The following is a 26,425-nucleotide window of genomic DNA, read 5'->3' as shown; positions in this document are numbered from 1 at the left end:
CTTATAATGGGGAAAATGGTACGGTTCGGGGTGAATGAAGTGAGCGATGATATTCAGCGCATTCCCACTGATCTAGAGGTTTGTGAGATACAGACGATCGATGAAGAAAAAGTAAACAGGCTTCGTCCCAGAATGATGGAGACGGAAGGTGTCGCCCCTCTATTCAAGGCTCTCGCAGACGATACGCGAGCAAAAATCATTTACGCGCTGGCACTTGAAGGTGAACTATGCGTTTGTGATGTCGCTGCAACCATCAATAGTTCGATCCCGAATACCTCTCACCATCTGCGCTTGTTAAAAAACATGGGCCTCGCCCGGTACCGCAAAAACGGCAAGCTCGTCTATTACTCGCTCGATGATGATCATGTCCGTCATTTAATCATGTGTGGTATTGAGCATGCTGCCGAATTAAAGCAATCAAAACCGTAAAACCACTGGCTACATACAGGTCCGTCACTATAAGTGGCGGCTTTTTTTGCGTATGCTCAAAAAACATTCAAACAATTACTTGAATATAATAATGAATATGGTATGATTTAGTTAATCCTTACCGAAAGAAGGCATTAATCATGAACGACTATGATGTCATCGTAATTGGCGGGGGGCAGGCAGGACTTGCTCTCGGATATGCACTCAAGCGTAAAAATCGCCGTTTTGTCATCGTGGAGCAAAACCAACGGATCGGGGACAGTTGGCGGCAACGCTACGATTCACTGGTGCTTTTTACACCACGTAAACATAATCAACTACCTGGTCTTACGTTTCCCGGAGAGCGGAATACGCTCCCGAACAAGGATGAAGCGGCAGACTACCTCGAATTGTACGCCAAACATTTCGAATTGCCTGTCATGCTGGGTACGACTGTTATGGAGCTCAGCAAAATTGGTTTCCGCTTCCAAGTACGGACACAAGACCGTCTGCTCTACGCGAAGCAAGTCGTCATTGCAACAGGGCCATTTCATACGCCGTTTATCCCAGGTATTGCGAATAGCTTGGACCACACCGTTCATCAACTGCACACTTCGCAGTACAAGAATGAGAGCCAGCTCATCGACGGCCCAGTCCTTGTCGTTGGCAGCGGCAACTCTGGGGCACAGATTGCGGTAGAGCTCGCCGCTCATCGACCCGTTATTTTTTCACAGGGAGATTCACGCTCTTACTTGCCAAACTTCATATTTGGAAAACCTATATTTGATTACATGAAAACACTTGGATTACTCGATGCTCCCCACTCCACCTGGATCGGCAAGAAAATGCGCAGCTCACCCGATCCGATATTCGGCTACAAAAAGCAGGTGCGCGAGCTCTCTCGCTCAGGAGCATTGCGGTTGGTTTCTCGAACCGTACAGGTTAATGGGCATACCGTTTATTTTGCAGATGGAACAGAGGCAACAGTCTATAACGTATTGTGGGCCACTGGCTTTCGACCAAACTACGATTGGCTGAGTATTCCAGATGTGCTTGATTCGAAAGGCAGACCCATTCATCTTCGGGGTGTCACAAAAGTGCCTGGCCTATTCTTTCTCGGACTTCCATGGCAGCATACGAGGGCGTCAGCACTTATGGGCGGCGTAGGAAAAGACGCCCTTTATCTAGTGGAACATCTATAAATTATTTTCTAGAAGGAGGATTCTATCATGGGCTTTCACCATCACGATCATGGAGATGGACACGATCACCATCACCATGGAAAAGGAGCCAGTAAACGTGCTCTTCTCACTGCTTTCCTCATCATCGCTGTATTTTTGGTCGTAGAAACCATTGGGGGCTTCATCACTAACAGTTTGGCATTGCTATCCGATGCTGGTCATATGCTAAGCGATGCATTAGCGCTTTTGTTGAGCTTGATTGCTGTCCATTTCGCATCACGTCCCCCTTCTGCCAAGAGAACGTTCGGAATGAAGCGTTTTGAAATTTTGGCTGCGCTGACCAATGGCGTCACTCTCGTCGTGATTTCCTTGTTCATTTTCTGGGAAGGATTCGAACGTATGTGGAATCCACCTGAGGTAGCCAGCGGCTCAATGATCATCATCGCTACTGTAGGGCTCCTCGCCAATATCGCTGCAGCCATGGTACTCATGCGTGGTGATACCAAGAACAACGTCAATTTACGCAGCGCATACCTTCATGTACTCGGCGATCTACTCGGTTCCGTAGCCGCGATACTAGGCGGTATTCTCATGTGGGCATTTGGTTGGTATATTGCCGACCCGATCATCAGTATCATTGTTTCTATCCTGATCATGCTGAGCGCATGGCGCGTCACGAAAGAATCCATCAATATTTTGCTGGAAGGAGCTCCATCTCGGCTGGATACAACCAAAGTAGAACAAAGACTCAGCCAGTTAACCGGAGTAGTCAAGGTGCATGATCTTCATATTTGGACGGTTACTTCCGGCTTTGATTCTCTTACCTGCCATCTCGTTGTCGAGGATGATTTGCCCAGCTACCCTGTTTTAAATGACGCGCTTGCGCTGTTGGAAAAAGAATTCGGCATTACACACGCGACCATCCAGATTGAGAACTCGTCTACTACACACGGTGACTTACATTGCCAGGCAACAGCCGATTCCCACGATCATGATCACGATCATAACCATGAGCACAACCACGACCATCCGCATGATCATAAACAACATAGCCATTCCTAAATAAAAGAAACCATCTCCCGACATTTTCGAGAGATGGTTTTTCTTGTGATTAATCCTCCATGGTAGACAGGTCACCAGTCGGTAGACCTAATTCCCACGCTTTCAAGACGCGGCGCATGATTTTTCCGGAACGCGTTTTTGGCAACTTGTCGCGAAATTCAATTTCACGAGGAGCAGCATGTGCAGCCAATCCTTCTTTCACAAACTTGCGAATTTCTTCCATCAACGCTTCACTTGGCTCATAGCCAGCTCGCAGCGCGATGAATGCTTTGATAATTTCACCACGAACCGGATCTGGTTTGCCGATGACACCCGCTTCGGCTACTGCTGGATGCTCCACGAGCTTGCTCTCTACTTCAAACGGACCGACTCGCTCACCGGAAGTATTGATCACATCATCAATACGGCCTTGGAACCAGAAGTAGCCTTCTTCATCCTTGTATGCAGAATCCCCGGATACATACCAGCCCGGGATGCTGAAGTATTCCTCGTACTTCGCTGGGTTGTTCCAGATTTGTCTCATCATGGCTGGCCAACCAGTACGGATTGCCAGATTCCCCATTCGATTCGGCGGCAGCTCATTTCCACGGTCGTCAATAATCGCTGCATAAATACCTGGGAACGGCTTACCCATCGATCCAGGCTTGATCGCCATACAGCGATAGTTAGAAATCAACTGAGCACCTGTTTCCGTCATCCACCAGTTGTCGTGGATGCGTTGATTGAACACGCGCATTCCCCAGTGAACGACTTCAGGATTGAGTGGTTCACCAACGCTCAGGACGTGACGCAGACTGGATAAGTCAAATTGCTTGACGAGTTCATCCCCTGCTCCCATGAACATGCGGAACGTAGTCGGAGCACTAAACCAGATCGATACTTTGTTTTTCTCAATGACTTTATACCAGTCTTCGGGAGTGAAGCGTCCACCACGTACAACAATGGTTGCTCCATTCAACCAAGGTGAAAAAATGCCGTAAGAAGTACCCGTTACCCAGCCTGGGTCTGCTGTGCACCAATAAATATCATCCTCTTGCAAGTCGAGAATCCATTTCCCAGTCTGGTAATGCTGGATCATGGCATTGTGAACATGCAGAACACCCTTTGGCTTGCCCGTTGAGCCTGAGGTGTAATGGAGAATCATTCCATCCTCACGATCAACCCATTCGATTTCCAACTCGGTGGAGGCTTCTTCCATCGCTTGTTCAAAGCGGATGTAACCTTCTTTTAGCTCCTGTTCTGCACCTACAACAATTACGTGTTTTAAGGCAGGCAGGTCGTTTACGGGAATACGTGGCAGGAGTGCAGGTGTCGTAACGATCGCAACTGCTTCGCTATTTTCCAAGCGATCACGAACAGCTGCTTCCATAAACGCTTCGAACAGCGGTCCTACGATTGCGCCAACCTTGATCGTGCCTAAAACGCTTACATAAAGCTCCGGCGAACGCGGCATAAAGACGAAAACGCGGTCCCCCTTCACAATGCCCAAATTCCGCAAAACATTACCAAATTTATTGGATAATTCACTTAATTGCGCAAAAGTGTAAGTCTCGTCTCTCGTCGCATTGCTGTACATCAATGCGATTTTGTCTTTCCGATCAGTAGCGAGATGTCGATCAATGGCTTCATACACCATGTTCACTTTCCCGGTCTCATACCAAGAGAATTGCTTCTCCACATCCGCCCAATCAAAATTCGCATATGCTTCGTCATAATTTTCCAGATTATAAGGGCCTTCCGTTGCTGGAATTTTCTCCACGTTCATGTCTTCACTCTCCCACTCTACTTCGTTTTTCTCACTACGCAACATTCATAATATTTCTACATTTTTTGCGTAATTCCTCCTGCCAGAACCTACTTATTCGATCGCGAACTTTTTCTTGTATAATGACGGTATTCTTACCGCAAAGGAGATGGCTGACCATGATGATCTGGTTTATTTTACTTGGCGCTATCGCCTTGTTGCTTTTTCGAGCCTATCGCAATACATTTGATGTTCAAATAAAGGAAATAGCCATACCCTTGAAAAAATCCCGACACCTTCAACAACCGCATGAGTTTGAGCCGCTTTCGATCTTGCATTTGTCTGATTTGCACATGGAAAACTTGTCTGTATTGCCCCAGTGCATTGTCGATGACTTCTCGCAGCGTCAGGTAGACCTGATTGCGATTACCGGAGATTTGCTCGACCGCGAAAAAAACATTCCGAAGGCAGTTGCTTTTGTGCAATGTCTCCAGCAATTACAGCCAGCACTCGGAACTTATGTGGTTTTTGGCAATCACGACTACGTTCTTACCCCTTTCAAGCTCGCACAGTTGAAATCAGAGTTAGAACGTATTGGCTGCCGTGTTCTTATCAACGAAAATGAAACCATCTATCACAAGGGACAGCCCCTGCACATTATCGGTGTGGATGATTTCAGCACGCGCCATAGCAACCTGGACAAGTCTTTCTTCGGTGTACCCGAGACTGGAGCAAAGCTCGTCTTGACTCATGATCCTAATATAGTTTTGCACATGAAAGAGTATGCTTACGATTATTTGTTGTCAGGGCATTTTCACGGCGGACAAATCCATTGGCCTCGCCCCTTTCATCTCGCAACGATGGGGAAGCTGCCTAAGCTAAATATCGTGAAAGGTCTTCACGAGATGGATGGTCGACTCTTTTACATCAGTGAGGGCCTGGGGCAAACAGGGGTAAACATCCGTCTGCGTTCCCGTCCCGAGATAACTTTGCATGTACTGGGCAGTGATGCTCCATTCAACGAGATGGCCGCTCCAGCTTTGGCTCTACAAGAAACAGCTGCCACGCTCGCCCTCGACTAAGGTATAATAGCCTTACTTTCATGTCGAGATGGGGGAACCTTGTGGAAAAATGGAAGAGAGATGTCGAGCACATCCGACAAGCGACAAATTTACCTATCGAATATGTACATGTCTCACAAACAGAAGCAGCACAAGTCCAGCTCGATTGGATACAAAAGGGCTGGGAGCAAGTTGCCCTCCATTCGAGCAACGGTGAAATGACATTGATCCTTATCGAAACGGCATCTTGGCATACTTCAGCCCGGGCGTTGTTGGATCTGATTTTTCCTCAAGTGGATGATCCAGCAACGCTTCCCCTCTCAAAACAGATATTCAATTGGCTTTCGGGCATTGTCTCTGGTACCCCTGTTGCAATGCCTGATCAGCTGGAAGCGAAATGGCCGTGGAAAGAAGCACGCGTCTCATTTTTATTAGAGCGATGCAGACCAGACCGCAAAGGAGAATGGGGTTCCTTGCAGCCCTTGTTGCATGATTTTTTTGAAGGAGTACCCGATTTTATTCCTTTGACCCAAACACATGCCCTTCTCATCGTCCCTGTCTCCATGCTCGATCATCAAAAATCGGCATCAGAGCTTTTGGAGTGGGCATCTGGCTTACATGATCTGATTTCGATGGAATGGATGGAACCCGTTCGCCTTGTTGTTGGATCGCCAATCACGAGTCCACTTGCATTGGGCGACACTCTTTTACGACAAGTATCACTCGCCCGCACCCTCCAATCCTATCGACCACAAATGATGGTTGCTGGGGATTGGTCTTATCCGTTAGAACGATGGGCAGCTTCTCTCCCCAAAGAAATAGCAGCCGCAATCGCCAACGAGCTAGCCGCTGTCATAACCGTTCCGCACATGACAGATGAACAACGGGAAACATTAGATACGTTGTTCGCCAGACAATTGAATGTAAGCGATACAGCGCGGCAGCTTTTCCTTCACCGGAATACACTGCTGTATCGATTGGACAAGCTGACAGAACAAACCGGATTAGACCCGCGATTGTTTCCTGATGCCGTCATGCTTCAGCTCTACCTTCTCTTTCGTCAAAATTGACGAAACATTTTGTATATACTGTCCGTATCCATCTTGCCTATGACTTGGTACCCTACCCTTACAGTCATCCAAGAATTTGCTCTCTTCACAAACCCGAGGAGGTGCCTTTTTCATGGCAAAGGTAAGTCTTTCCCACATTTATAAACGATATGGAAGCAACGTTACGGCAGTTGACGATTTTCACTTGGAAATTCAAGATCGCGAATTCCTCGTTCTAGTCGGACCATCTGGTTGTGGAAAATCTACTACGCTGCGCATGATTGCAGGTCTGGAAGAGATTTCGGAAGGTGATTTATACATAGGCGATCGCCGTGTCAACGATGTGGCTCCCAAAGATCGCGACATCGCCATGGTTTTCCAAAGCTATGCACTCTATCCGCATATGAATGTATACGAAAATATGGCTTTCGGCCTGAAATTGCGCAAATTCTCCAAATCCGATATTGATAAGCGCATTCAAGATGCAGCTCGAATTCTCGATATTTCCCATTTGTTAGACCGCAAGCCAAAAGCGCTGTCAGGGGGACAAAGACAGCGTGTCGCGTTGGGTCGTGCGATCGTTCGTGAGCCGCAAGTATTTTTGATGGATGAACCGTTGTCCAACCTCGATGCGAAGCTGCGTGTACAAATGCGCACGGAAATATTGAAACTGCACCAACGGTTGAATACGACGATTATTTATGTAACGCACGATCAGACGGAAGCCATGACCATGGGAGACCGGATTGTCGTCATGAAGGACGGCCTGATCCAACAGGTGGCAACCCCTACTGAAATCTACAATTATCCAGTCAATCTGTTTGTTGCGAGCTTTATCGGCTCACCTGCGATGAACTTTGTGAAAGGGAGTCTTTCCGAGAAAGACGGGGCACTCTATTTTGATGCACAAAATATTCATGTACGCTTCCCAGAAGATAAAGCCAAAACTTTACGGGAAAAAGGTTATGTAAATAAGCAGGTTATTTTTGGTATTCGCCCGGAGGACATTTACAGCGACGCCTCTTTTATGGAAGCCAATCCCTTTGAGAGCTCACTGGAAGCAGAAGTGGAAGTCGTAGAAAACATGGGCTCCGAATTGTACGTCTATTTCCACAATATCGGGGATACCCAGATGGTAGCACGCGTGGATTCTCGTGAAGCGCTAAAACCAAAGATGAAGGTAAAACTAGCGATGGATCTTGCCAAATGTCATGTATTTGACAGCGAGACAGAAGTAGCTGTATTCTAATAGCGAAATGAGAAGGAGTGTCCCAGCAGGCATTCCTTTTCCTATTTTTTTGTGCAAAACCTATATAAAGAGAACAACTAGAGATAGCGTGGAGAGGAGCGGATAAGAAGTGGCTTATCAAATCGTCTTTTTTGACATTGACGGAACCTTACTGAACACCGATCACATCATTCCACAAACAACAGTGGACGCCGTACAAACATTAAAACAAAACGGTGTCCATGTCGCGATCGCAACTGGCCGAGCTCCTTATCATTTGATGCCCATCGCTGAGCAATTGGGCATTGAGACATTCGTGGGCTTTAACGGGTCGTATGTGAAGAGCGAAGGGAAGATCATCCATCACACGCCAATTGCTACAGATACATTGGCAACGCTCGAACAAATGGCTGAGGGTCATTCCCATCCCATGGTATTTTTGAGCGCAGAACACTGCTATGCCAATGCGATGGACCACCCACATATCATTGAGTCTTTTGATTGGTTGCGACTGGAATCTCCAGCGTATCGCCATCGCTACTGGGAGGAAACGCCGATTTATCAAGCATTTCTCTACTGTGGCGCTGATGAATCAAGATACACGGGTGAATTCCATGACGTCTCTTACATTCGCTGGCATGAGCACTGCATGGATATTTTGCCCCCAAACGGCTCAAAAGCAAAAGGAATTGAAGCCGTCTTAAAACATTTTGGACTCACTCCTGCGGATGCTGTTGCCTTTGGAGATGGATTGAACGACAAAGAGATGCTCTCCTATGTTGGTATGGGGGTAGCGATGGGTAATGCTCATGAAGAATTGAAGCCGTTCGCCAATATGATTACGCGCCATGTAAACGACAGTGGCATCCAGCATGGCTTAGCAAAGCTTGGTTTAATCTAGTTACGCTAATTGTAAGCTATTTCCTTCATAATCACTCCCTTCATGTGCACGCTATAGACAACAGCACTGGAGGGAGTGAGTTTTTTTGCGCGTCTGGCCTTTTATTGCCGCTGTTGCCTTGGTTGGTCTCGTAGTTGTCCCGTATCGGATGAATCAGAATGCAGAACAGGAAATGCGCGAACCTCATCCCCGCGTGACATCGGTTCAAGCGAGAATTCCCCGCATTAACTACATTGAACAGGTGAAAGACATTCGTCGTGACCTGGAGAAAAAAAGCCATATTCAAACGCTTCATCATAACCAGCGTGACCGCAGTCATTATGTAGAAAACGAAGTCGTCGTGCGCTTTTCACCACGCCCCAAGCAAGAAAAAATTGATCAGCTCGTTTCTTCTTTGGATGCCAAGATCAAACATGATTTTGACAAATTTCTCATTATCAAATCAAAGAGTATGACTACCAAGCAGCTCATGAAAAAACTGGCTGAACACCCTGACTCCGTATTTGCCGAGCCAAATTACCTCTTACTTCCTAACGTGAAACCAAACGATACGTATTACAAGGAATACCAGTGGAATCTTCCTCTGATCGGCATGGAGCAAAGCTGGGACGTCAGCGAAGGCAGCAGTGATGTCATTGTTGCAGTCGTCGATACAGGTGTGGATATGAAGCATCCGGAATTTGCTGGTAAGCTGGTCAAAGGCTACAACGTTTTGGATGGCAGTAACAAACCGGAGGATGATAATGGCCATGGAACCCACGTATCTGGTGTCATAGCGGCGAAAACGAATAACAAAGATGGCATTGCTGGAATGTCCTGGAATAGCAAGATCATGCCGGTCAAAGCTATTGGCGCAGACGGTTCCGGATCAGCGGTGGACATCGCACAAGGTATTTATTGGGCGACAGATAACGGAGCAGATGTCATCAACTTGAGTGTAGGTAACTACACCTCTTCTGCTGCTCTGCGGGAAGCTTGTCGCTATGCCTTTGATAATAATGTCGTGTTAGTCGCGGCTTCCGGAAACGATGCGAGCGATCAGCCTAGCTTTCCTGCTGCCTATGATGAAGTCCTTGCCGTCGCCGCTGTCGATCACCGTAAAGAACGCGCCGATTTTTCCAACTTTGGTGATTATGTGGATGTATCTGCTCCTGGGGTGGATATTCCGAGCACGTACATTTATAGTGACTATGCCTCGCTATCAGGTACTTCGATGGCGTGCCCTCATGTCGCTGCACTCGCTTCGCTCATCCGTTCCATTCATCCCAATATGAATACCCAAGACGTGATGAATCTCATTAGACAGTCTTCGACTGACCTCGGTGCTCCTGGGCACGATCAGTTATACGGGTACGGTATGATCAATGTGAACCAGGCCCTTCGCCAAGCCCAGCCGGCCGAGCGAGTCAAAACAGAACAACCGCCCAAAACAATCGGCGGCTTGCTTAATAAATTCTTTCAACGACTGCGTTTTGGTGGGTAATAAGTTCAATGAACAAAAAGGCGTACGAACTGATTTCGGGTTCGCACGCCTTTTTTATGTGGGGATCACTCCCCCACCTCTCTGTTTTTCGGTGTTAAATCGGATATTACTCAGACTTTGGCATACCATAGGCTTCATAGGCCTTGCGCAGAATCTCAAAGCTCTGCTTTTTTCGTTCATGGTACGTTGGCAGATCCCATTTGTCCCATTGGTACAAGAGTGGTTTGGAAGCTTCCCGCGAGAATGGCTTCTGATTGGAATGTGCAAATACTTCCACGCCGATACCTATACTTTCGGTTGGTACAACTCCATTCGCTTCATACGGATATTTCCAAACCTGCTTGCTGCTCGGGTCAGTATACCCCAAAAGCATCCAAGGAATGCGTATTTCCAAGACATTTCCCTTTGCATACCAATCTGCCAGTGAGTAGTACACCGGATCTTGCGGATCGGAAATCCCTGGCTTCATAATACCCACTTCCAGCTCTTCAAAAGGTACTGTTTTCTTTGATTCTGGTAAATACAATGCTTTGTTCAGTGCCAGCTTCCATGGCAAGAATATGCCGTTATCTGCTTGATCATAACGCTCGTCCCAAGGCAGCATTCCCTTGATGTACCCATATAGCCAACTATGCTGATCATAGGCGCTGTTGACAAAAATGCGAGAATTGCTGTCCCCTTGCATTTGCAACAAAAATTCGATCTCTTGGGAAAATGTAATACCTGGTGCTTTATCAGCAGTTCGACTCCCACCACTCAGCGTATCGAAGCCAATATCCAGCCTGTCCTTTGAGAAATCCCAAACGCCTTCGCTCTTCTTTAGCATGAGAAACAAGTACGCTTCATCGTGTGTAACAGATAGATCAAATCCCGGATAAGCACGTTTGACTCGCTGAAGCCTTTTTTCCCAATCTGCTGTTTGCCCATCAAGGATGATCTGGTCAGAGGCGTAGTTACCCGGTTCCACCGCAATGACGCCGAATTTTTCCTCGTTCGTCAACGGATTGTTCCACATCGCCCTCCGCTCCCACGGCAACTCTAGGTCAATTGTATTCCAGGTAAATTTGAACCATTCATCCTGCCATGCAAATAAAAGTGCGCCATCATAACCTTCTTCATAAATATTGCGCAGCATATCGGCGTTCATCTCGCCTTGCTCTTGTTCCGTATGCATTCCTTGGTTCCGTCCAGCAGGCCCATAATGAGTCATTCCCCGTGAGCTAGGTACCCCATATTCTGCAACCAACAACGGGATTCCTTTATGGTGGGCACGCAAATCGCGCAAGTATCCGGCGTACGGGTCTATCTTGCCGCTCGAATCCCGGTACGCTTGGTACTTTTCCTCATATCGCAAAAAGTCCGGGTAATACGGATAAACATGATAAGCGGCAAAGTAACCGGCTGCCCATTCCGGTGAAGCCTTCAGATTCATCGGGTCGATCGAGACCATATCCTCTTGCGATAGCGGCTCATTAGGATGCGACAGCGGATCGGTCGTCAGCCAGTTTGTGAACGATACGGGATGCTGCCATCCATATTTCATCTCTTCCTCAGCCAAATAATCAAGCATGAAGGCCAACCAGCTTTCAAAAGGAGACGCTTTTTCCGATGCCGTGATATATTTTCCCTGATAAGGAGGCATGTCCGGATGTGATGCATTCGTCACCTGTACCGTATACGGATACCACTCGGTACCGAGTATCCATCCTACCAAGTACTGTGACACATCTGTCCGATATTCACCGCTGGCACGACCGTACCGCTCCGGGAGTGTCACGTCTCCATGGACTGCTTGTACAGCGTCTCTAATCTCTTGGCGAAAATCTTTGGTGATTTCGGGAGTAAATGCATCCCGTCCTTTCCGATCTTCACCCGCGAGCGCTTCATCCGGCGACCAGATTCCTTGCAGCAGGAGCAAAGGCTCTTCCTGCTTTTGGTTGAACTCGTGTAAGGCCTCATAAAAAATCGGAGGTAGAATCGTATAAATGCGGACGACTTTGTTATTCATTTCCTTCATCTGCGAAAACCAGCGCAAGTAATCTTCGCGGGTTGGGGAGAGCTCTCCAGGATAGTGTCCTGGTGTCGTTGCACCCAGATTGATTCCCGCCCAAAACACGGGTTCCCAGCCTTGCCCGTTGTAGAGGGTAATATCCCCACCATCTACTTTGGCAACCAGCTTTTTGCCTTCACCTTCGAATACAGGCATCGGTTTTGACGCTTTGCTTGCTTCCATCTGGGCTTCACTTTTTTTGACCAGTTCCCTCCACTTCTCGTAGTCATGGATGGCGTATCCGGCGTAGCCTGCAAATTCTTCGAGGTTATCTTCGAGAACGGTCAGTTGCTCCTCCAATCCGCCATGCCCTTCCTCATAAAAAGTTGTGTTTTCTCCCTCTGCACTTTGCAGCAGGTTAAGGCCTACGACCACTTTGTTTTTTTGATCGTCCGCTTCGTTCATGATCGGGTTTACAATTTCCAATACCCCGTTCGGTCCCTCTACCCTGTCGCGATAGGCCATTAACGTTACATGATCTAGCGTGCTGACCAGCCATTTGCTGACAGTTTCCGATTTGTCTGCCAGCGACAGCTCGTACATCCAAAACGGGATATCGACACTTAACTCCAAAGCCGGGTCCTTTTTGATTTCCGCGGACAAATACTCGATATTAGCTACCCATTCGTTTTTGATTACTTCCTTGTTCTCATTCCATTCGGGTAGTACGTGAGGTTCAATATCGAGATGGAGGCCACTAAATTTTTCACCTTCTCCTGCTGATTGATTATAGGTCTGAACCCAGTTTAAAAAGGTGGTAATACTTTTTCGATTGGAAACGAGAGACCAGACCGGATCTCCTGCAAGAGCATCCACGCGAATACCAGAAGCATTTGCTTCCTTCATAAAGGAACGATAATCTTGAGTGGAAACATTTTCTTGGTCAATATGCAAATAAATGAGATTGACGTCATGTTGCTTGGCAAATGCGATGATTTCTTCTCTTTCAGTGACAATGAGCTGCGTATTCCAAATCCAGGTCGCAATCATCGGCGGAGTCCTATACAAATAAGCAATGATTGCGATGACTGGTATGATGATGATCAAAAAGCCAAGCAGCAGCTTTTTTTTGCTTGATCGATTCTGTTCTGGTTCTGTGTTAGCTGTAAAAATAAGACATCCTCCTACTGACTGCAATTATGTGCGGGTTACCATCAATCGTTTGGCATACTGCTCTTTGATGCTTTGGCGTTCTCTGGCGATGGCCAAAGCGTCGTTCGGAACATCCTCTGTGATCGTAGAGCCTGCGGCTACATAAGCGCCCTCTCCGATGGTAACTGGAGCTATCAAATTGGCATTGCAACCAATAAAGGCGTGATCACCAACGATCGTTTTATGCTTGTGTACGCCATCGTAGTTGACAGTGATTGTACCGCAGCCTACGTTTACCTGTTCACCAATATCGGAATCACCAATATACGAGAGATGAGCAACCTTTGCTCCTTTCCCGAGACGTGAATTTTTTAGTTCGACAAAATCTCCGACCTTCGCCTCCTCACCTACATCTGAACCTGGACGAATATAGGCATAAGGACCAACAGCTGCTCCGTCTCGAATCGTGCTATTACATACATTTGAGTAGCGAATTTCTACGTTACTTCCTACGATGCAATCACTTACATCTACGTTCGGTCCGATGACACAACCGGGTCCTATTGTTGTTTTCCCGCGGAGATACGTTCCCGGATGAATAACCGCATCAGATCCGATACACACATCGGCATCAATATAGGTGGCGGTTGGATCAATGATCGTGACCCCGTTTTGCATATGCTGCTCATTGATTCGCATACGGAGCAATCTCTCGGCGCAAGCCAGCTGGATTCTGTCATTCACGCCGCCCCCCTCTTCCGCATCATCGGTCATGAAAGCAGCAATGGGCTCGTTTTGCTCGCTTAAAATAGTCATAACATCAGGCAAATAATACTCTTTCTGAGCATTATTATTTTTCACTCGGGATATGGCTTGAAACAGCTTTTGGTTGTCGAAACCATACATTCCTGTATTGATTTCGCATACAAGCCGTTCTTCGGCTGTCGCATCCTTGTGCTCCACGATCCGTTCTACAAGACCGTTTGCGTCGCGGATTAATCGCCCGTACCCTGTAGGATCGTCTACTCGTGCCGTTAATACAGTTGCTGCTGCATGTTGCGTTTCATGCTGCTCGAGCAGTTGCTCCAGTGTTTTCTCCCTCACCAATGGTGTATCACCACTCAACACGAGCGTTGTTCCCTGTTTGTCTTGCAGGAGGTCAGCTGCCATCATCACTGCATGGGCAGTTCCCAATTGCTCGGACTGGTAGGCATAGCGGACAGAAGCACCGAACTGCTTTTTCACTTGCTCGGCCCCATGCCCTACAATCAAAATAATCTCATGGATGCCAAGACCATGTAATCGGTCGACAATATGCTGAATCATTGGTTTTCCACAAACCTCATGGAGCACTTTGCAACGCGTAGACCTCATCCGTGTCCCTTTTCCCGCTGCCAATACAATTGCATAACGACTACTCATGTGATCCTCCCAACAGATCGACTTATTTGGCTTCTTTGAAGTACGGCCTTACTCTGTTGACAATATCCTCAACAATATCTCTCGTCCCCATTGTCGTTGTCTGTTGACCCTTCTCGTAAACCTGAAGCATGATTTCTATCAATGTTTTTTGATCAAGAGTTTGGTCAGTGGTATCCATCATGGACAATTCAGCCCCTTACGGAAATAATGTAAATCCGACAAGTCAAAATGGGGAAAGAATCCCGTTCTCTCCAATAAGCTGGCTGTTCCGGGATTCTTCCAAATCTTATTTTTTATTCAACGGTTACACTTTTGGCAAGATTCCGGGGCTTGTCTACATCATTGCCCAATGCCAGAGAAGTGTAATACGAGATCAACTGCAGTGGAATAACGGACAGGATAGGGGTAAACACAGGTAATGTCGCAGGCACAAAGCATACTTCATCTACATTTCTGTGCAGTTCAACATTCCCATCCAATGTGATCGCTAACACATTCCCACCTCGTGCCTTCACTTCTGTAATATTGCTAATCATTTTTTCTTCCAGCTCTTTTTGTGTCACCAAGGCAATGACAGGCGTACCCTCTTCGATCAAAGCCAGTGTTCCATGCTTCAATTCCCCTGCAGCGTATGCCTCTGAGTGAAGGTACGAAATTTCCTTCAACTTCAAGGACCCTTCCAGCGCCACAGCATAATCAATGCCTCGACCGATAAAGAACAGGCTGGTATGATTTTTTATCGACTCGGCATAAACGCGAATATCATCCGCATGTTGGAGTGCCTTTTCAGCCTGCTCAGGCAGCTGTCTCAAATTGGCAATCATGAATTCCCGTTCTGTTTCCGCAAGCGTCTCCTTCGCTTGAGCCAGATACAATCCGAGTAGATAAAAAACGATTACCTGAGAGGTGTACGCCTTCGTTGAAGCCACAGCAATTTCAGGTCCGGCAAAGGTAGCAAGCACATAATCGGCTTCACGGGCAATCGAGCTGCCTTGTACATTTGTAATGGCCAAGACCTTGGCTCCCAGGCGTTGGCTCTCCCGCAACGCTGCCAGCGTATCAGCTGTTTCACCCGACTGACTCACGACAATGACCAGTGTTTTTTCAGATATAATAGGGCGTCGATATCTGAATTCTGAAGCGACATCGACCTCTACAGGTATCCTCGCCAATTCTTCGATTACATTCTTGCCGATCAAACCTGCATGAAATGCTGTTCCGCACGCTACGATGAATATTTTCTCAAATTGATTGATCTGTTCTAGTTGTAATTGGAAATCCTTCAAAACAATTTGCTTTCCTTCCTCGTCAATCCGGTTGAGCAATGTGTTACGAAATGCATTTGGCTGCTCGTAAATTTCTTTTAGCATGAAATGCTCAAAACCGTCCTTCTCCGTCTCTTCCACATTCCAATCTACGCGGAACAACTCTCTCTGAAGCGGTTCGCATGTTTCCACTTTCATAAGAGAAACGCTGTCTTTCTTGAGAACCGCCATTTCCCCATCTTCTAAGATGACAATGTCTCGTGTGTGCTCAAGAACCGCAGAGATGTCGGAGCCAATGAAATTTTCTCTTTTGCCTACCCCGATAATTAAAGGACTTGCCAATCGGACTGCCACCATTTTATCTGGCTCGTACTCGCAAACAACACCGAGAGCATATGCGCCGCGCATACGCAGTACTGCATTTCGAACCGCGGCGACGAGATCGCCTTCGTATAGGACAGCAATCAGATGTGCAATGACTTCTGTATCGGTCTCGGATGTAAACGTAACCCCATGGTCCAATAGCTCCTGTTTGATTTCCATATAGTTTTCGATTATACCGTTGTGGACAACAGAAAACTTTCCTGATTCATCCGTATGCGGATGTGAGTTCTCATCGGATGGACGGCCGTGAGTGGCCCAACGCGTATGTCCGATTCCTAAACAACCTCGAATAGGAGATTGGACGAGCCGTTCTTCCAAAACGGCCAGCCTTCCTTTCGATTTGCAAATCTCTATTTTTTCACCGTTAAATATTGCGACACCTGCCGAGTCATAGCCGCGATACTCCAACTTCTGCAAACCATTTGTCAGGATTTGTTGCGCTTGTCCCTCACCAATATATCCCACGATACCGCACATACGATTGCCTCCCTGTTCCGTAATCATCAGCCAGTTTTCTAGTTAAGCCAGGAGTACGACTCGTTCTTCTCCGACGTGCATCCTTGCTGGATTCCCCAGCTTGTAAATGTGTTGACCCGTTATGCTGTCAAAAGCATTTCGTGTATCAATGATAGCTACACCCAGATCAGCAAACATCTGGTAGTTAAAGCTCTTATGATTCGTAACGAGTACCATGCAATCGTAATTTTTCATTTGTTCCAAGTCATACGGAATGGAACGAATTGTGTTCCCTCGTTTGTCTACAAAGCTTTGTGCATAAGGATCGTAGTAATCGACACGTGCCCCGTTTTCCTGGAATAGTTCGTATATATGCAAGCCAGGGGATTCACGCAGATCATCAATGTCAGGCTTGTAGGCCATCCCCAAAATGAGAATCCGCGAGTTTTTGATTGATTTGGCATAAAGATTCAGTACCTGTGCGGTTTTATTGATCACATAGTCTGGCATATTGTCGTTAATCGATTGTGCCAGTTCGATAAATTTGCTATGAAAACGGAAGCCCTTTGCCTTCCAAGAGAGGTACATCGGATCAAGCGGAATGCAATGCCCCCCAATTCCAGGACCTGGATAAAACGGCATATATCCAAACGGTTTCGTTGACGCAGCTTTGATAACTTCCCACACATCAATGCCCATTTTGTCGCACATCATAGCCATTTCATTGATAAAGGCAATGTTTACACTCCGAAATGTATTTTCCAATAATTTAGACATTTCTGCGACTTTCGGGGATGAAACCGTTACTACGTTAGTAACCAGATTGCTATAGAGCAGAGCTCCCAACTCCAAGCACTTCGGCGTGGTTCCCCCGATTACTTTTGGCGTATTGTGCGTGTTGAAGGAATAGTTACCTGGATCGACACGCTCAGGAGAGAAGCAAAGGAAGAAATCCTTTCCGACAGTCAGACCCAGCTTTTCGAACTCCCATTGGATCAATTCTTCTGTCGTACCAGGGTACGTTGTGCTTTCAAGCGTAATCAGAAGGTTTTTCTTTTTGTATTTGATAATTTCACGGACAACCCCCTTAATAAAGGACGTATCCGGGTCTTGATTTTCACTGAGCGGCGTTGGAACACATATGCTGACCGCATCCAGCTCCTTGAGCACCCGATAATCAGTGGTCGGGAAGAATCGCTGAGCAGAAAGACTTGATTGGATCACATCGCAAGGAACGTCCTGGATATATGATCTGCCTGCGAGCAAGCTTTCTACCTTCCGCTGGTCCAAATCGATCCCATAAACAGAGAAACCGCTTTTTGCCATTTCCATAGCGAGGGGCAGACCAACGTACCCAAGTCCAATTACCCCAACTTTTACGGTTTTTGATTCCATTTTTTGCTTCAATTTTGTGAAGTAGCTCATTTTTCTTCCTCCCTTTTATCTGTTTTTAAGACAATAGACTTCTCACTCGTGCTTCCAGGTCTACTGGTGAAAATGGCTTCGCTATATAATCTGAGACTCCCAGCTCGAATGATCTTTTCTTGTCGTCTTCCAACCGTTTGTGGGTTAATACCACAATTTTGGTGCCATGCTCCACTCCATTGATCTTGCTGATAAGCTGGTAACCGTCTTCAATGGCCAAATTGACATCGGTGATAACAGCGTCCGGTAAAAATCGCTTGTATTTTTCCCAAGCCTCTCTCCCATTGTCCGCCAAATAAACGCAGTAACCTTTTCTTTGTAAATAGATGCGTAAAAACTCATTCACAGTTTCATCTTGCGAAACAAGCAAAAGACTCCTCTTTACTTCCGATGATCTTTTACCGCTATATATGTGAATATCACCAGCACTTCCCATTCCAGCAGTAATCTCCTGTACCATACCACTGAGAACTTGTGCTGCTGATTCCCCCTGTTCAGGGAAGCTCGCGATGAATACTGGCCCTGCCAACATACGTTGGGTCTGTAGCTGTTCCTTGATGAAGAGAGAATGGAAATGAGTATTACCTAGCATTTGGTCGCCGAGGAGAATACCGAGAATGCTGCTTTGTTTGTCGTAAAAACAATGGATATCCGTAAACCCCTCTGCTTTTGCCAAAGATATTTTCAAATCTTGGATCTTTTCTTCACTGCTTCCATTCGTTACAGCCAGAATAATCCCGCATGGCAACTGACTCGATTCATAGAAGGTAAGCACATGTTCAAAGGCTTGAAATAAAGGAAACGAATACGCTTTTGCAATCTGACTCATGGTATCTCCCTCCTGTGCCCTGGTTCTCTATGTTTTCCAGCTTGTTCTCGTCATGGTTCCCCATGTATTATTGTTGCGCAGAAACTCGATATGACCCAAAAATCTCCAGATGACTCCCAACTGCTGATATCCAAGAAACATGAAGAAGAGGAATGCCAACATCTTAAGGTTGTCGCGAACTCTTGTGTAACGCTTGAAGGCCAACTCTTCCATAAACAGGGAGCCTATCCCGAGCAGTACGCCAAACAAGAGATTCAGCAACGCATAGATAGCTAGTATTCTCCATTGAGTCATGTCCATCAATGTATATCCCAGCAGAGCCAAAAAACCGGTAAATCTGAAATATGGATTCAGTGTTTCAAAAATGATGTTATAGGGAAATGTAATCAACCCCATAACTTTGTACTTGGGACGGCCTACTATATAAATGCCGTACTCCAGCATGTTTTTGAGGTTGCCGCGTCCCCATCTTCTTCGCTGGCTGCCAAGTATTTTCAGGGTATCAGGAGCCTGGGTCCAGCAAACGGCATCGGGGCAAAAAGCCACTCGATACGGAAGTTTATTTTCAAGCATATATTTATGAAGCTTGATGATGATGTTCATGTCCTCGCCGGGATATCCCCCTCGATAACCGCCGGCTTTGACAACGAAATCTTTTCGAAATACCCCAAAGGCACCAGACACAATAATCAGCCCGTTGATTGAACTCCACCCAATCCTTCCCCCTAGGAATGCCTTTAAGTATTCGACACACTGGAACATAGGCAAGATTTTGGTTGGAAGATTGACTTTCTTTATCATTCCATCCTCGATCTCACAGCCGTTTGCGATTCGGACGATACCGCCGATCGCGACCGTTTCTTCAGGGTTTTCCATGTACACCTTGGCAATGCGGATCAACGCGTCCTTTTCCAATAACGAATCAGCATCAATGGAAGCAATCAATGGGTAATGGGAAAGATTAATCCCGGCGTTTAGCGAGTCGGCTTTTCCTCCGTTTTCCTTATCAATGAGATATAAATTGGGATATTGCGAATTGTAATAAACGCCTCGTACGTTGGAGGTTTCCAATACTCTGGAGCCCCCTGCATACTCTGTGCGGGTTAACTGGAACTCCTGTAACAAAACTTGCAACGTGTCATCTTTTGAACCGTCATTAATAACAACAACTTCATACTTGGGATAATCTAGCGCGAGAAGCGAGCGAACGTTTTCAATGATGGTCAATTCCTCATTGTAAGCGGGAACGAGAATCGAAATTTGTGGTACGTACTCTGACCCAGAGAGTGACTGAAAGCGAGAATACATGGAGCTTTTTATGATGGAAAAAATATTTTTGATGGACAGACTTAGAATCGTTAAATAGAGCGTCTCAATTACGATTACGTAATAAACAGCAAAGATCCCGTATGCTTGCAAAAAGTCCCTCATGTCAATCTCCTTTCAGGTGTAGTTACACGGCATAAACATATCGATTTTTCTTGTCCTCTTGCTCCTCCTCAGTGATTTGCTTTTTGCAACTGGCATACATCTCAATCATTTCAGTATTCTGACAGACTTCCGTATCGTTCGTCTTCATCAACGACTCGAATAATGCCGTTGCCAAAACAGCATCATATTCGAAAAGCAGCCTCACTGACTGGATGCGGACTTCCTTGTCTTCCGAATCGATCTGCCGATATACCAAATCGGCAATCTCTGCAGTTAATGGAGCAGACCATCCAATCAAAGCGATTTTAATCAAATCCTTGTCCGTACTTCGCAAGCATTCAAGCAATAATGGTGTACAATCCAGCTCTGTCTCTTTCATGATGTCAACAGCAAGGTAATGATTGCTTTTTCGATGCTTTACAAGGAGCATCAGCATGTTCCTTAAATCGTCCAGATTTCTCGCACACTTGGCGATAGATCTCGCGATGATAAAATGAGTGGGATCGAGTTTTTTTGTCTGCAACAATTGCAGAAGTCTTGGTACGGCTTCCTCGGATCGCATTGCTCCTACATGATAGGCCGCATCGATCCTTATCCAATGGAAGCGACTATACAGCCTTTGGAGGTTTTGCTTGACGAGCCCTGTATCCTCACATAGTGTGATCATTTTCTTTCGGTGGCTGCCTGTAAGAGATTCGATCCAATCAATGAGTTTTTGTTGCAGAACGCTCATTTCCAAACGATTTAACTGCCAGTAAGGCGGTTTCAACCTCTCAGGCGAGTCCATATGAGACTGGATATACGTGAAGTAGTCTTGAAACTGTCCCAGGTAAATGCGCGTTCTCCTTTCTATCAACAAATTCCTTGATTTAATCACCAAGATCCCCATAAAAAATAGTATAATTATTACAATTAGCAGGCAGATTACCGTTACTGCTTCTGACAAATTGGCATGCAGAATGGATCTCTCCTCTCCAGTTTTTGTAAGTTTTTCTGTGCATTCCTATCCATTTCAAGTCGACAGCGGTTAGCACCATTCAAAGTCGAACGTTTCTTTATAGAGAACAATTCGTTCGTTTTGTTCTTTATAAAGAACGATTTGAAATTAGTATCCTGTACGGGCAATGGAATGTAAAATATCAATTTTCTCTAAAAATAGACTAAAAACAGCGAAAATCGACTATTTTGTAGAATATCGTCTGAATATCTCGTTTTTTCTCAACCTTAATAACGAACACTTCGTTTCTTATAAAGAACGAACACAATTATAGATACTTAGCCATAATGACGCTTCATTTTATCTAGTAGAAAGGTAATTTTTTAGCAATGTCAGTAGAGTCAAATCGAATAAATGAGCCAAACGACACAGGACTAGTCCCACAAAAAGTTGTGTTTCAGCTATATTGACGTTATAATAAACGAAGAGATTTAAAGGGGTGGCTATTACATGATCGGCTCGCGTATACAGCAGCTTAGAATAGACAAAGGCCTTTCTCTTTCTGATTTAGCTGAACGCGCTGGTGTCGCAAAGTCTTATCTGAGCTCAATCGAGCGCGGCATTCAGCGAAATCCTTCTATTCAATTTCTTGAGAAAATCGCACTAGTATTAAATGTGACAGTAGACACATTGCTTCAGGAAAAAGATATTCCTTCAAGCGAGAATGTTGATGAAGAATGGTACAAGCTGATCGAAGAGGCTATGAAATCCGGGGTAAGTAAAGAACAGTTTCGGGAGTTTTTGGAGTACAATAAATGGCGGTTAAATCGACATAAATAACATTTTTGCCAGCACTAATATAGTGGTGGCTTATTATTTTTTGCATGAATTTAAAATAAAAGTCACAAATACTAGATTTACATATGAAACTGAATTAAGTATCATTTCTGATATAAGCTTTTTACCTATCTTTTTCCAACCATTTTTTGGGTATTTTATTTGTTTTTACAAAAGGAGGGTAAAAGGGGAACTAACATGAAAACCACTCCGTCTCCTAAAGATCTCCTGGATAAGGAATGGATCGATTTAATCCTTACAGCACGAAAAATGGGATTAAGCATTGAGGAAATTCGTTTTTTTCTTGTGAACTCTTCTCTCTCTTTTGATGAGGAAAAAAGTGATTCCTTCGAAGCATAATGTAAACAGCCATTATCCATTACGCTACACTTTTATAAATAATAGGACTTCCATCAGGGTTCTCCCCCGACCGGGAAGCCATAGAAAAACACAGGCTTATTAGGCCTGTGCTTTTTCTATTTGCATACTTTTTTTCGCGATATAGTCTGTCTCGTAATATTGAAGATCATTACGCATCTGTTCGAACACTCTGGACAGGGACAAAGTCAACTGCTGTAACTCAGGGGTCACCTGCTTGCGAAAAATGATACAGTCCTGACCCGTATAGGCCAATCGCCCATCTTCTTCGTAAACCTCACCTTTGGGATAGTAGAAGTTATTTATACAGGTATGGTATACCTGATACAATACTTCCTCGGCGAACTCCTCATGAAATCGTGCGCGTCGGAGCGATACTCCCAGCCTTTCGTATGCATTTTCGCAGTAAACCAAAAGGTGGCGCAAGTCGGAAAGATAGTTACGGTAATACGTTTCAAATTCTTCAGGATCACCTGACGCGGATACAAGACCAGCTAAGGTAATCTGATTCAAAAAACGTTCCACTTCCATGCTGACCTTTTTCAACTTGGTGTACGTCTCTTCGCACAATTGCTTTAGATGAGTCGCTGACATAAAGTCCCCCTAATGTTGAAGAATCTGCCTTTTTTATAATAAGTATAAAGGAAAGATTATTTATTACACAAGGGTTATTTTTATACAACCAGGCTGCTTTGGAAGTTGATAAGGAACATCATATAAGCGCAAATAAGGCTACGCCAAAGCTTTGGCGCAGCCCAGTTATCCTATGCAATTGCTATTTATGCTGCTGTTTGCTCACTAACTTTTCCCTTAATTTTCCTTATCTGCAACAAATAAATGACATAGGCTGCGAACAACCCGATGAGAGTCATGAAGCCGAGAACTACAAAGTCGTTCCTCACTGCTGACAGACCATGTCCCTTCGTCAATATTTCTCTGACACCATTCAAGAAATACGTCAGTGGCAAAGATTTTGCAATCGCGACAATTCCGGTCGGCATCGACATGAGTGGCCAGGTATAGCCAGATAACATGAACGAAGGTACGGCAATCATCATCCCGATCTGAGTAGCTTGGAGCTGGCTGCTAGACACAAAGGAGATGGCATAACCAATAGCCAACACCGCCAAGTTAAACATGGTAGCCAGTAGCATCACGTCGACAGTGCTTCCGTAATAAGGGATATCAAAACCTTTTAACATAAGTGTAAACGCCAGGAACATGTTGAGGGTTCCTGCCAGAAAGTACGGCAGCAATTTGCTCGCTGTGATTGCGAAGAAGCTATAGCGAGAGAGTGTATCCTTCCAGGTACCCTCTTCTTTTTGTTGGGCTACAGACAATACGATTCCGAGGAACAGCACTTGCTGAAGTACTGTACCTGCAAGTCCGAATACCATGAAAGACAGATAGCTGAAGGTCGGATTATACAGCACTCTGTATCGATAGTCGATACCGGTAAACATGTTTTTTCCTTCTTCTCCCCAGCCTCCAAGTGCTTCCATCTTCTTCAGCGTGGTTCCTGCTGAAACAGACTTAATCGCTGTATTCGCTGCTCGAACTGCCGTATTCGAAATCATGATGTTACTGCCGTCGATAACAGTCAGTACCTCTGCCTCTCTCCCAGCCTTCACATCCTTTTCTAATCCAGCAGGAATGATCAGGGCGATATTTGCTTCGCCCTTGTCAACCAATTTCATTGCTTCTTCTTCTGTTCCTACAACAGACGTGATTCGAAATGTGTGATCGACCTCAAAGGCGCGATAGAGCTCACGACTCAATTCGGTTTGATCGGCATCCACCATCACAGTAGGGATCTCCATCACTTTTTTCTCACTGTACAGAAATCCGAACATCGTCAGATAAATCAGCGGAACAAGAAAGAGAATATTACGAATGGTTTTGTTTGCAAAAAGATTTTTCCATTCGCTCCAGAACAGGTGATAGAAACTATTCACCATTACCAGCTCCTTCAAGCTTCCACTCAACCGTCAGGCCTGGACGTAATTCCGGATCGGACACCAGCAGCTTCACCTGGAAGGAACGAATGTCACGATCACCGAGTTCTTGTGTGGCTTTTTTTACGGCAAAGTCAGCAGCAGGAGCTACAGTAACCACTTTGGCGTCTACTTCTCTGCTCAGGGCTGGGACAAACAATTTCACTTGATCGCCTGTTTTCACATTCGCGAGCATGTATTCATTTACATAAAATTTGACATAGTTGTCTGATTTCGTTTGGATCGTCAAAACGGTGAAGCCTTGGGAAACCAGCTCTCCCTTTTGAACGGCAACTGATTTTACAATACCGTCTACTGGAGCTGTCAGCTTGGTGTTGTTCACATAGGCTTCCATTTCTGCCAGTGCACCTTTTGCCTGCATCACGTTCGCCTCTGCGGATTTAACATCCAGCTCCTTCAAGCCTACTTGACCTCTCCCTGCGACAGCTTGGTTGTATGCAGCTTTTGCTTGATCCAGCTGTGCTTGTGCAGCATCCACCTGCTCTTTGCGCGATCCAGTTTGAGCCATTTTCAACTGCTCTTCTGCTGCTTTAAACTCCGCTTGCGCCTTTTCTGCTTGCATCTGCGCCTCTTCCACTTTCACTTGTGGAACGGCACCTTCCGCCATTAATTTTTTCATTCGTTCCAAATTCGTCGCGGCAATTTGATTCGATGTTTGTGCTGCTTGCAATTTCGCTTTGAGCTGCGTAATTTCTTCTGAACGCGCTCCATTTTTGTTCGCGTCAAGCTGTGCTTGCGCCGAGTTAACTGCTGCTTTTGCTTGGTCGACTTGGGCATTGCTGGAGTTATCCGTCACCGATACTCCTTTTTTCGCCTGGTCAAGTTTGACTAGAGAGAGCTTGTAAGCAGCTTCAGCCTGCTCTTTTTTCGCGAGAATCTCCGCGCTGCTTAGCGTGGCAACTACTTGCCCTGCTTTTACTTCGTCTCCTTCTTTTAGTGAGAGCTGTTCGATGGAACCGCCCATTTTAAAAGAGAGGTCTACCTCTGTTCCCTCGATTACACCTGCTAATTTCGTTGTATTCTGACCAGCCATGCTACTCACATTTGAACCAAACAATACGGTTCCCAGTACTGCAATGCCAACTACAAAGCTACCTACACCGATCCATGCACGTTTGTTCATCTGTCTTCTCCTCTTGTTTTACGTTTCTCTAGACGTTATTTGGTTTGAAACATTCCTGAAAGCATATAACGAAGCGTCTGTTTATCTGCGGCACTATTCACTGGCTCTTTGCGAAATTGCTTGCGAAGCACGGTAAAGCCAACCATGCCAAACAATGCGGAAGCAAGTGTACGAATATCGATATCTGCCCGGATATACCCTTGCTGCTGCAATTCCAGCATGTGTGACTCCATTGTGCTGAAATAGCCACCTAACAGATTGCCAACCATCCTGTCGCGCTGTCCATCTCCTGAAAAGGCGCTCAGCAACAGGAAACACAAATCTTGATTCTCGGAAAAGAAGCGAAGATGCTCATCCAGCACATTCAGAATGCGATCCTCCAAGGAAAGCTCTTCATTTTGCATGACATTATCTACATGGTAAATCAGCATCTTCACGCCTTTTTCTATCACGTACAAAAACAGCTCTTCCTTTGTGGAAAAGTGATAATAGAGTGTTCCTTTTGCCACCTGCGCCATTTCCGCGATTGCATCCATGGTTGTTTCGCTATATCCCAATTGGGCAAATGCGGTTAAAGCTCCATTTGCAATTTGATCTTTTTTGGATGGTGCCATCACTCCTGTCCCCTTTCGATCTTTTGAACTGACTGGTCAGTACAAAGATT

At 45.7% G+C, this 26,425-nt stretch carries 23 protein-coding genes; 10 read left to right on the top strand and 13 right to left on the bottom strand.

The window, feature by feature from the left end:
- The first annotated feature begins 15 nt into the window (after positions 1–15).
- The 3 genes from AB432_RS11190 (at position 16) to AB432_RS11180 (ending at position 2,651) form a co-directional block, all read left to right on the top strand.
- Positions 16–429: an ArsR/SmtB family transcription factor gene (locus AB432_RS11190; RefSeq protein ID WP_048032339.1), complete on the top strand. Its 414-nt coding sequence runs from the start codon at positions 16–18 to the stop codon at positions 427–429.
- Between the two features lie 140 nt (positions 430–569).
- Positions 570–1,610: a flavin-containing monooxygenase gene (locus tag AB432_RS11185; protein ID WP_048032338.1), complete on the top strand. Its 1,041-nt coding sequence runs from the start codon at positions 570–572 to the stop codon at positions 1,608–1,610.
- 27 nt (positions 1,611–1,637) lie between these two features.
- Positions 1,638–2,651: a cation diffusion facilitator family transporter gene (locus AB432_RS11180; protein ID WP_048032337.1), complete on the top strand. Its 1,014-nt coding sequence runs from the start codon at positions 1,638–1,640 to the stop codon at positions 2,649–2,651.
- 49 nt (positions 2,652–2,700) lie between these two features.
- Here AB432_RS11180 and acsA read toward each other — a convergent pair whose 3' ends face one another.
- Positions 2,701–4,416: an acetate--CoA ligase gene (gene acsA, locus AB432_RS11175; RefSeq protein ID WP_048035766.1), complete on the bottom strand. Its 1,716-nt coding sequence runs from the start codon at positions 4,414–4,416 to the stop codon at positions 2,701–2,703.
- A gap of 161 nt (positions 4,417–4,577) precedes the next feature.
- Between acsA and AB432_RS11170 the strand changes: the two genes are divergently transcribed.
- From AB432_RS11170 to AB432_RS11150, 5 genes are all read left to right on the top strand, one after another.
- Positions 4,578–5,477 carry a metallophosphoesterase gene (locus tag AB432_RS11170; protein ID WP_048035765.1) on the top strand — a complete coding sequence of 300 codons (900 nt, stop codon included), beginning with the start codon at positions 4,578–4,580 and terminating at the stop codon, positions 5,475–5,477.
- Positions 5,478–5,518: 41 nt separating this feature from the next.
- Complete coding sequence (locus tag AB432_RS11165; RefSeq protein ID WP_048032336.1) at positions 5,519–6,526, top strand: PucR family transcriptional regulator; 1,008 nt, start codon at positions 5,519–5,521, stop codon at positions 6,524–6,526.
- Positions 6,527–6,638: 112 nt separating this feature from the next.
- A complete protein-coding gene (locus tag AB432_RS11160) occupies positions 6,639–7,754 on the top strand; it encodes an ABC transporter ATP-binding protein (RefSeq protein ID WP_048032335.1) in 1,116 nt (371 codons plus the stop codon).
- Between the two features lie 109 nt (positions 7,755–7,863).
- Positions 7,864–8,634, top strand: coding sequence for a Cof-type HAD-IIB family hydrolase (locus tag AB432_RS11155; protein WP_048032334.1), 771 nt, complete (start codon positions 7,864–7,866; stop codon positions 8,632–8,634).
- 85 nt (positions 8,635–8,719) lie between these two features.
- Entirely contained in the window at positions 8,720–10,117 is a 1,398-nt protein-coding gene (locus AB432_RS11150; RefSeq protein ID WP_048032333.1) for a S8 family peptidase, read from the top strand.
- A gap of 106 nt (positions 10,118–10,223) precedes the next feature.
- Here the strand turns inward: AB432_RS11150 and AB432_RS11145 are convergent, their stop codons facing one another.
- From AB432_RS11145 to AB432_RS11115, 8 genes are all read right to left on the bottom strand, one after another.
- Positions 10,224–13,214, bottom strand: coding sequence for a hypothetical protein (locus AB432_RS11145; RefSeq protein ID WP_162630239.1), 2,991 nt, complete (start codon positions 13,212–13,214; stop codon positions 10,224–10,226).
- A 90-nt stretch (positions 13,215–13,304) separates the two neighbouring features.
- A complete protein-coding gene (glmU, locus tag AB432_RS11140) occupies positions 13,305–14,681 on the bottom strand; it encodes a bifunctional UDP-N-acetylglucosamine diphosphorylase/glucosamine-1-phosphate N-acetyltransferase GlmU (protein WP_048032332.1) in 1,377 nt (458 codons plus the stop codon).
- Between the two features lie 22 nt (positions 14,682–14,703).
- On the bottom strand, positions 14,704–14,862 hold the full coding sequence (locus tag AB432_RS30490; RefSeq protein ID WP_162630238.1) for a YwzD family small protein: 159 nt from the start codon (positions 14,860–14,862) through the stop codon (positions 14,704–14,706).
- A 112-nt stretch (positions 14,863–14,974) separates the two neighbouring features.
- Positions 14,975–16,807 (bottom strand): glutamine--fructose-6-phosphate transaminase (isomerizing), encoded by a 1,833-nt coding sequence (gene glmS / locus AB432_RS11135; protein ID WP_048032331.1) that lies wholly within the window; start codon positions 16,805–16,807, stop codon positions 14,975–14,977.
- 42 nt (positions 16,808–16,849) lie between these two features.
- Complete coding sequence (locus AB432_RS11130; protein ID WP_048032330.1) at positions 16,850–18,211, bottom strand: nucleotide sugar dehydrogenase; 1,362 nt, start codon at positions 18,209–18,211, stop codon at positions 16,850–16,852.
- A gap of 25 nt (positions 18,212–18,236) precedes the next feature.
- On the bottom strand, positions 18,237–19,040 hold the full coding sequence (locus tag AB432_RS11125; protein WP_048032329.1) for a response regulator transcription factor: 804 nt from the start codon (positions 19,038–19,040) through the stop codon (positions 18,237–18,239).
- 27 nt (positions 19,041–19,067) lie between these two features.
- Positions 19,068–20,471 carry a glycosyltransferase family 2 protein gene (locus tag AB432_RS11120; protein ID WP_048032328.1) on the bottom strand — a complete coding sequence of 468 codons (1,404 nt, stop codon included), beginning with the start codon at positions 20,469–20,471 and terminating at the stop codon, positions 19,068–19,070.
- A gap of 22 nt (positions 20,472–20,493) precedes the next feature.
- Positions 20,494–21,360 carry a hypothetical protein gene (locus AB432_RS11115; RefSeq protein ID WP_162630237.1) on the bottom strand — a complete coding sequence of 289 codons (867 nt, stop codon included), beginning with the start codon at positions 21,358–21,360 and terminating at the stop codon, positions 20,494–20,496.
- Between the two features lie 558 nt (positions 21,361–21,918).
- Here AB432_RS11115 and AB432_RS11110 point away from each other — a divergent pair.
- Positions 21,919–22,248 (top strand): helix-turn-helix domain-containing protein, encoded by a 330-nt coding sequence (locus tag AB432_RS11110; protein ID WP_048032327.1) that lies wholly within the window; start codon positions 21,919–21,921, stop codon positions 22,246–22,248.
- 195 nt (positions 22,249–22,443) lie between these two features.
- On the top strand, positions 22,444–22,605 hold the full coding sequence (locus AB432_RS11105) for an anti-repressor SinI family protein (protein WP_082195905.1): 162 nt from the start codon (positions 22,444–22,446) through the stop codon (positions 22,603–22,605).
- 99 nt (positions 22,606–22,704) lie between these two features.
- Here the strand turns inward: AB432_RS11105 and AB432_RS11100 are convergent, their stop codons facing one another.
- From AB432_RS11100 to AB432_RS11085, 4 genes are all read right to left on the bottom strand, one after another.
- Positions 22,705–23,217, bottom strand: coding sequence for a DUF3907 family protein (locus AB432_RS11100; RefSeq protein WP_048032326.1), 513 nt, complete (start codon positions 23,215–23,217; stop codon positions 22,705–22,707).
- 185 nt (positions 23,218–23,402) lie between these two features.
- Positions 23,403–24,581 carry an ABC transporter permease gene (locus tag AB432_RS11095; protein WP_048032325.1) on the bottom strand — a complete coding sequence of 393 codons (1,179 nt, stop codon included), beginning with the start codon at positions 24,579–24,581 and terminating at the stop codon, positions 23,403–23,405.
- Entirely contained in the window at positions 24,571–25,761 is a 1,191-nt protein-coding gene (locus AB432_RS11090) for an HlyD family secretion protein (protein ID WP_048032324.1), read from the bottom strand. The genes AB432_RS11095 and AB432_RS11090 overlap by 11 nt, the downstream gene beginning before the upstream one ends.
- A gap of 35 nt (positions 25,762–25,796) precedes the next feature.
- Entirely contained in the window at positions 25,797–26,375 is a 579-nt protein-coding gene (locus tag AB432_RS11085; RefSeq protein ID WP_048032323.1) for a TetR/AcrR family transcriptional regulator, read from the bottom strand.
- Positions 26,376–26,425 lie beyond the last annotated feature (50 nt).

This window comes from Brevibacillus brevis (genome assembly GCF_001039275.2).
In the GTDB taxonomy this organism is placed as follows: domain Bacteria; phylum Bacillota; class Bacilli; order Brevibacillales; family Brevibacillaceae; genus Brevibacillus; species Brevibacillus brevis_C.
This window is presented reverse-complemented; position numbering and strand designations above follow the sequence as displayed.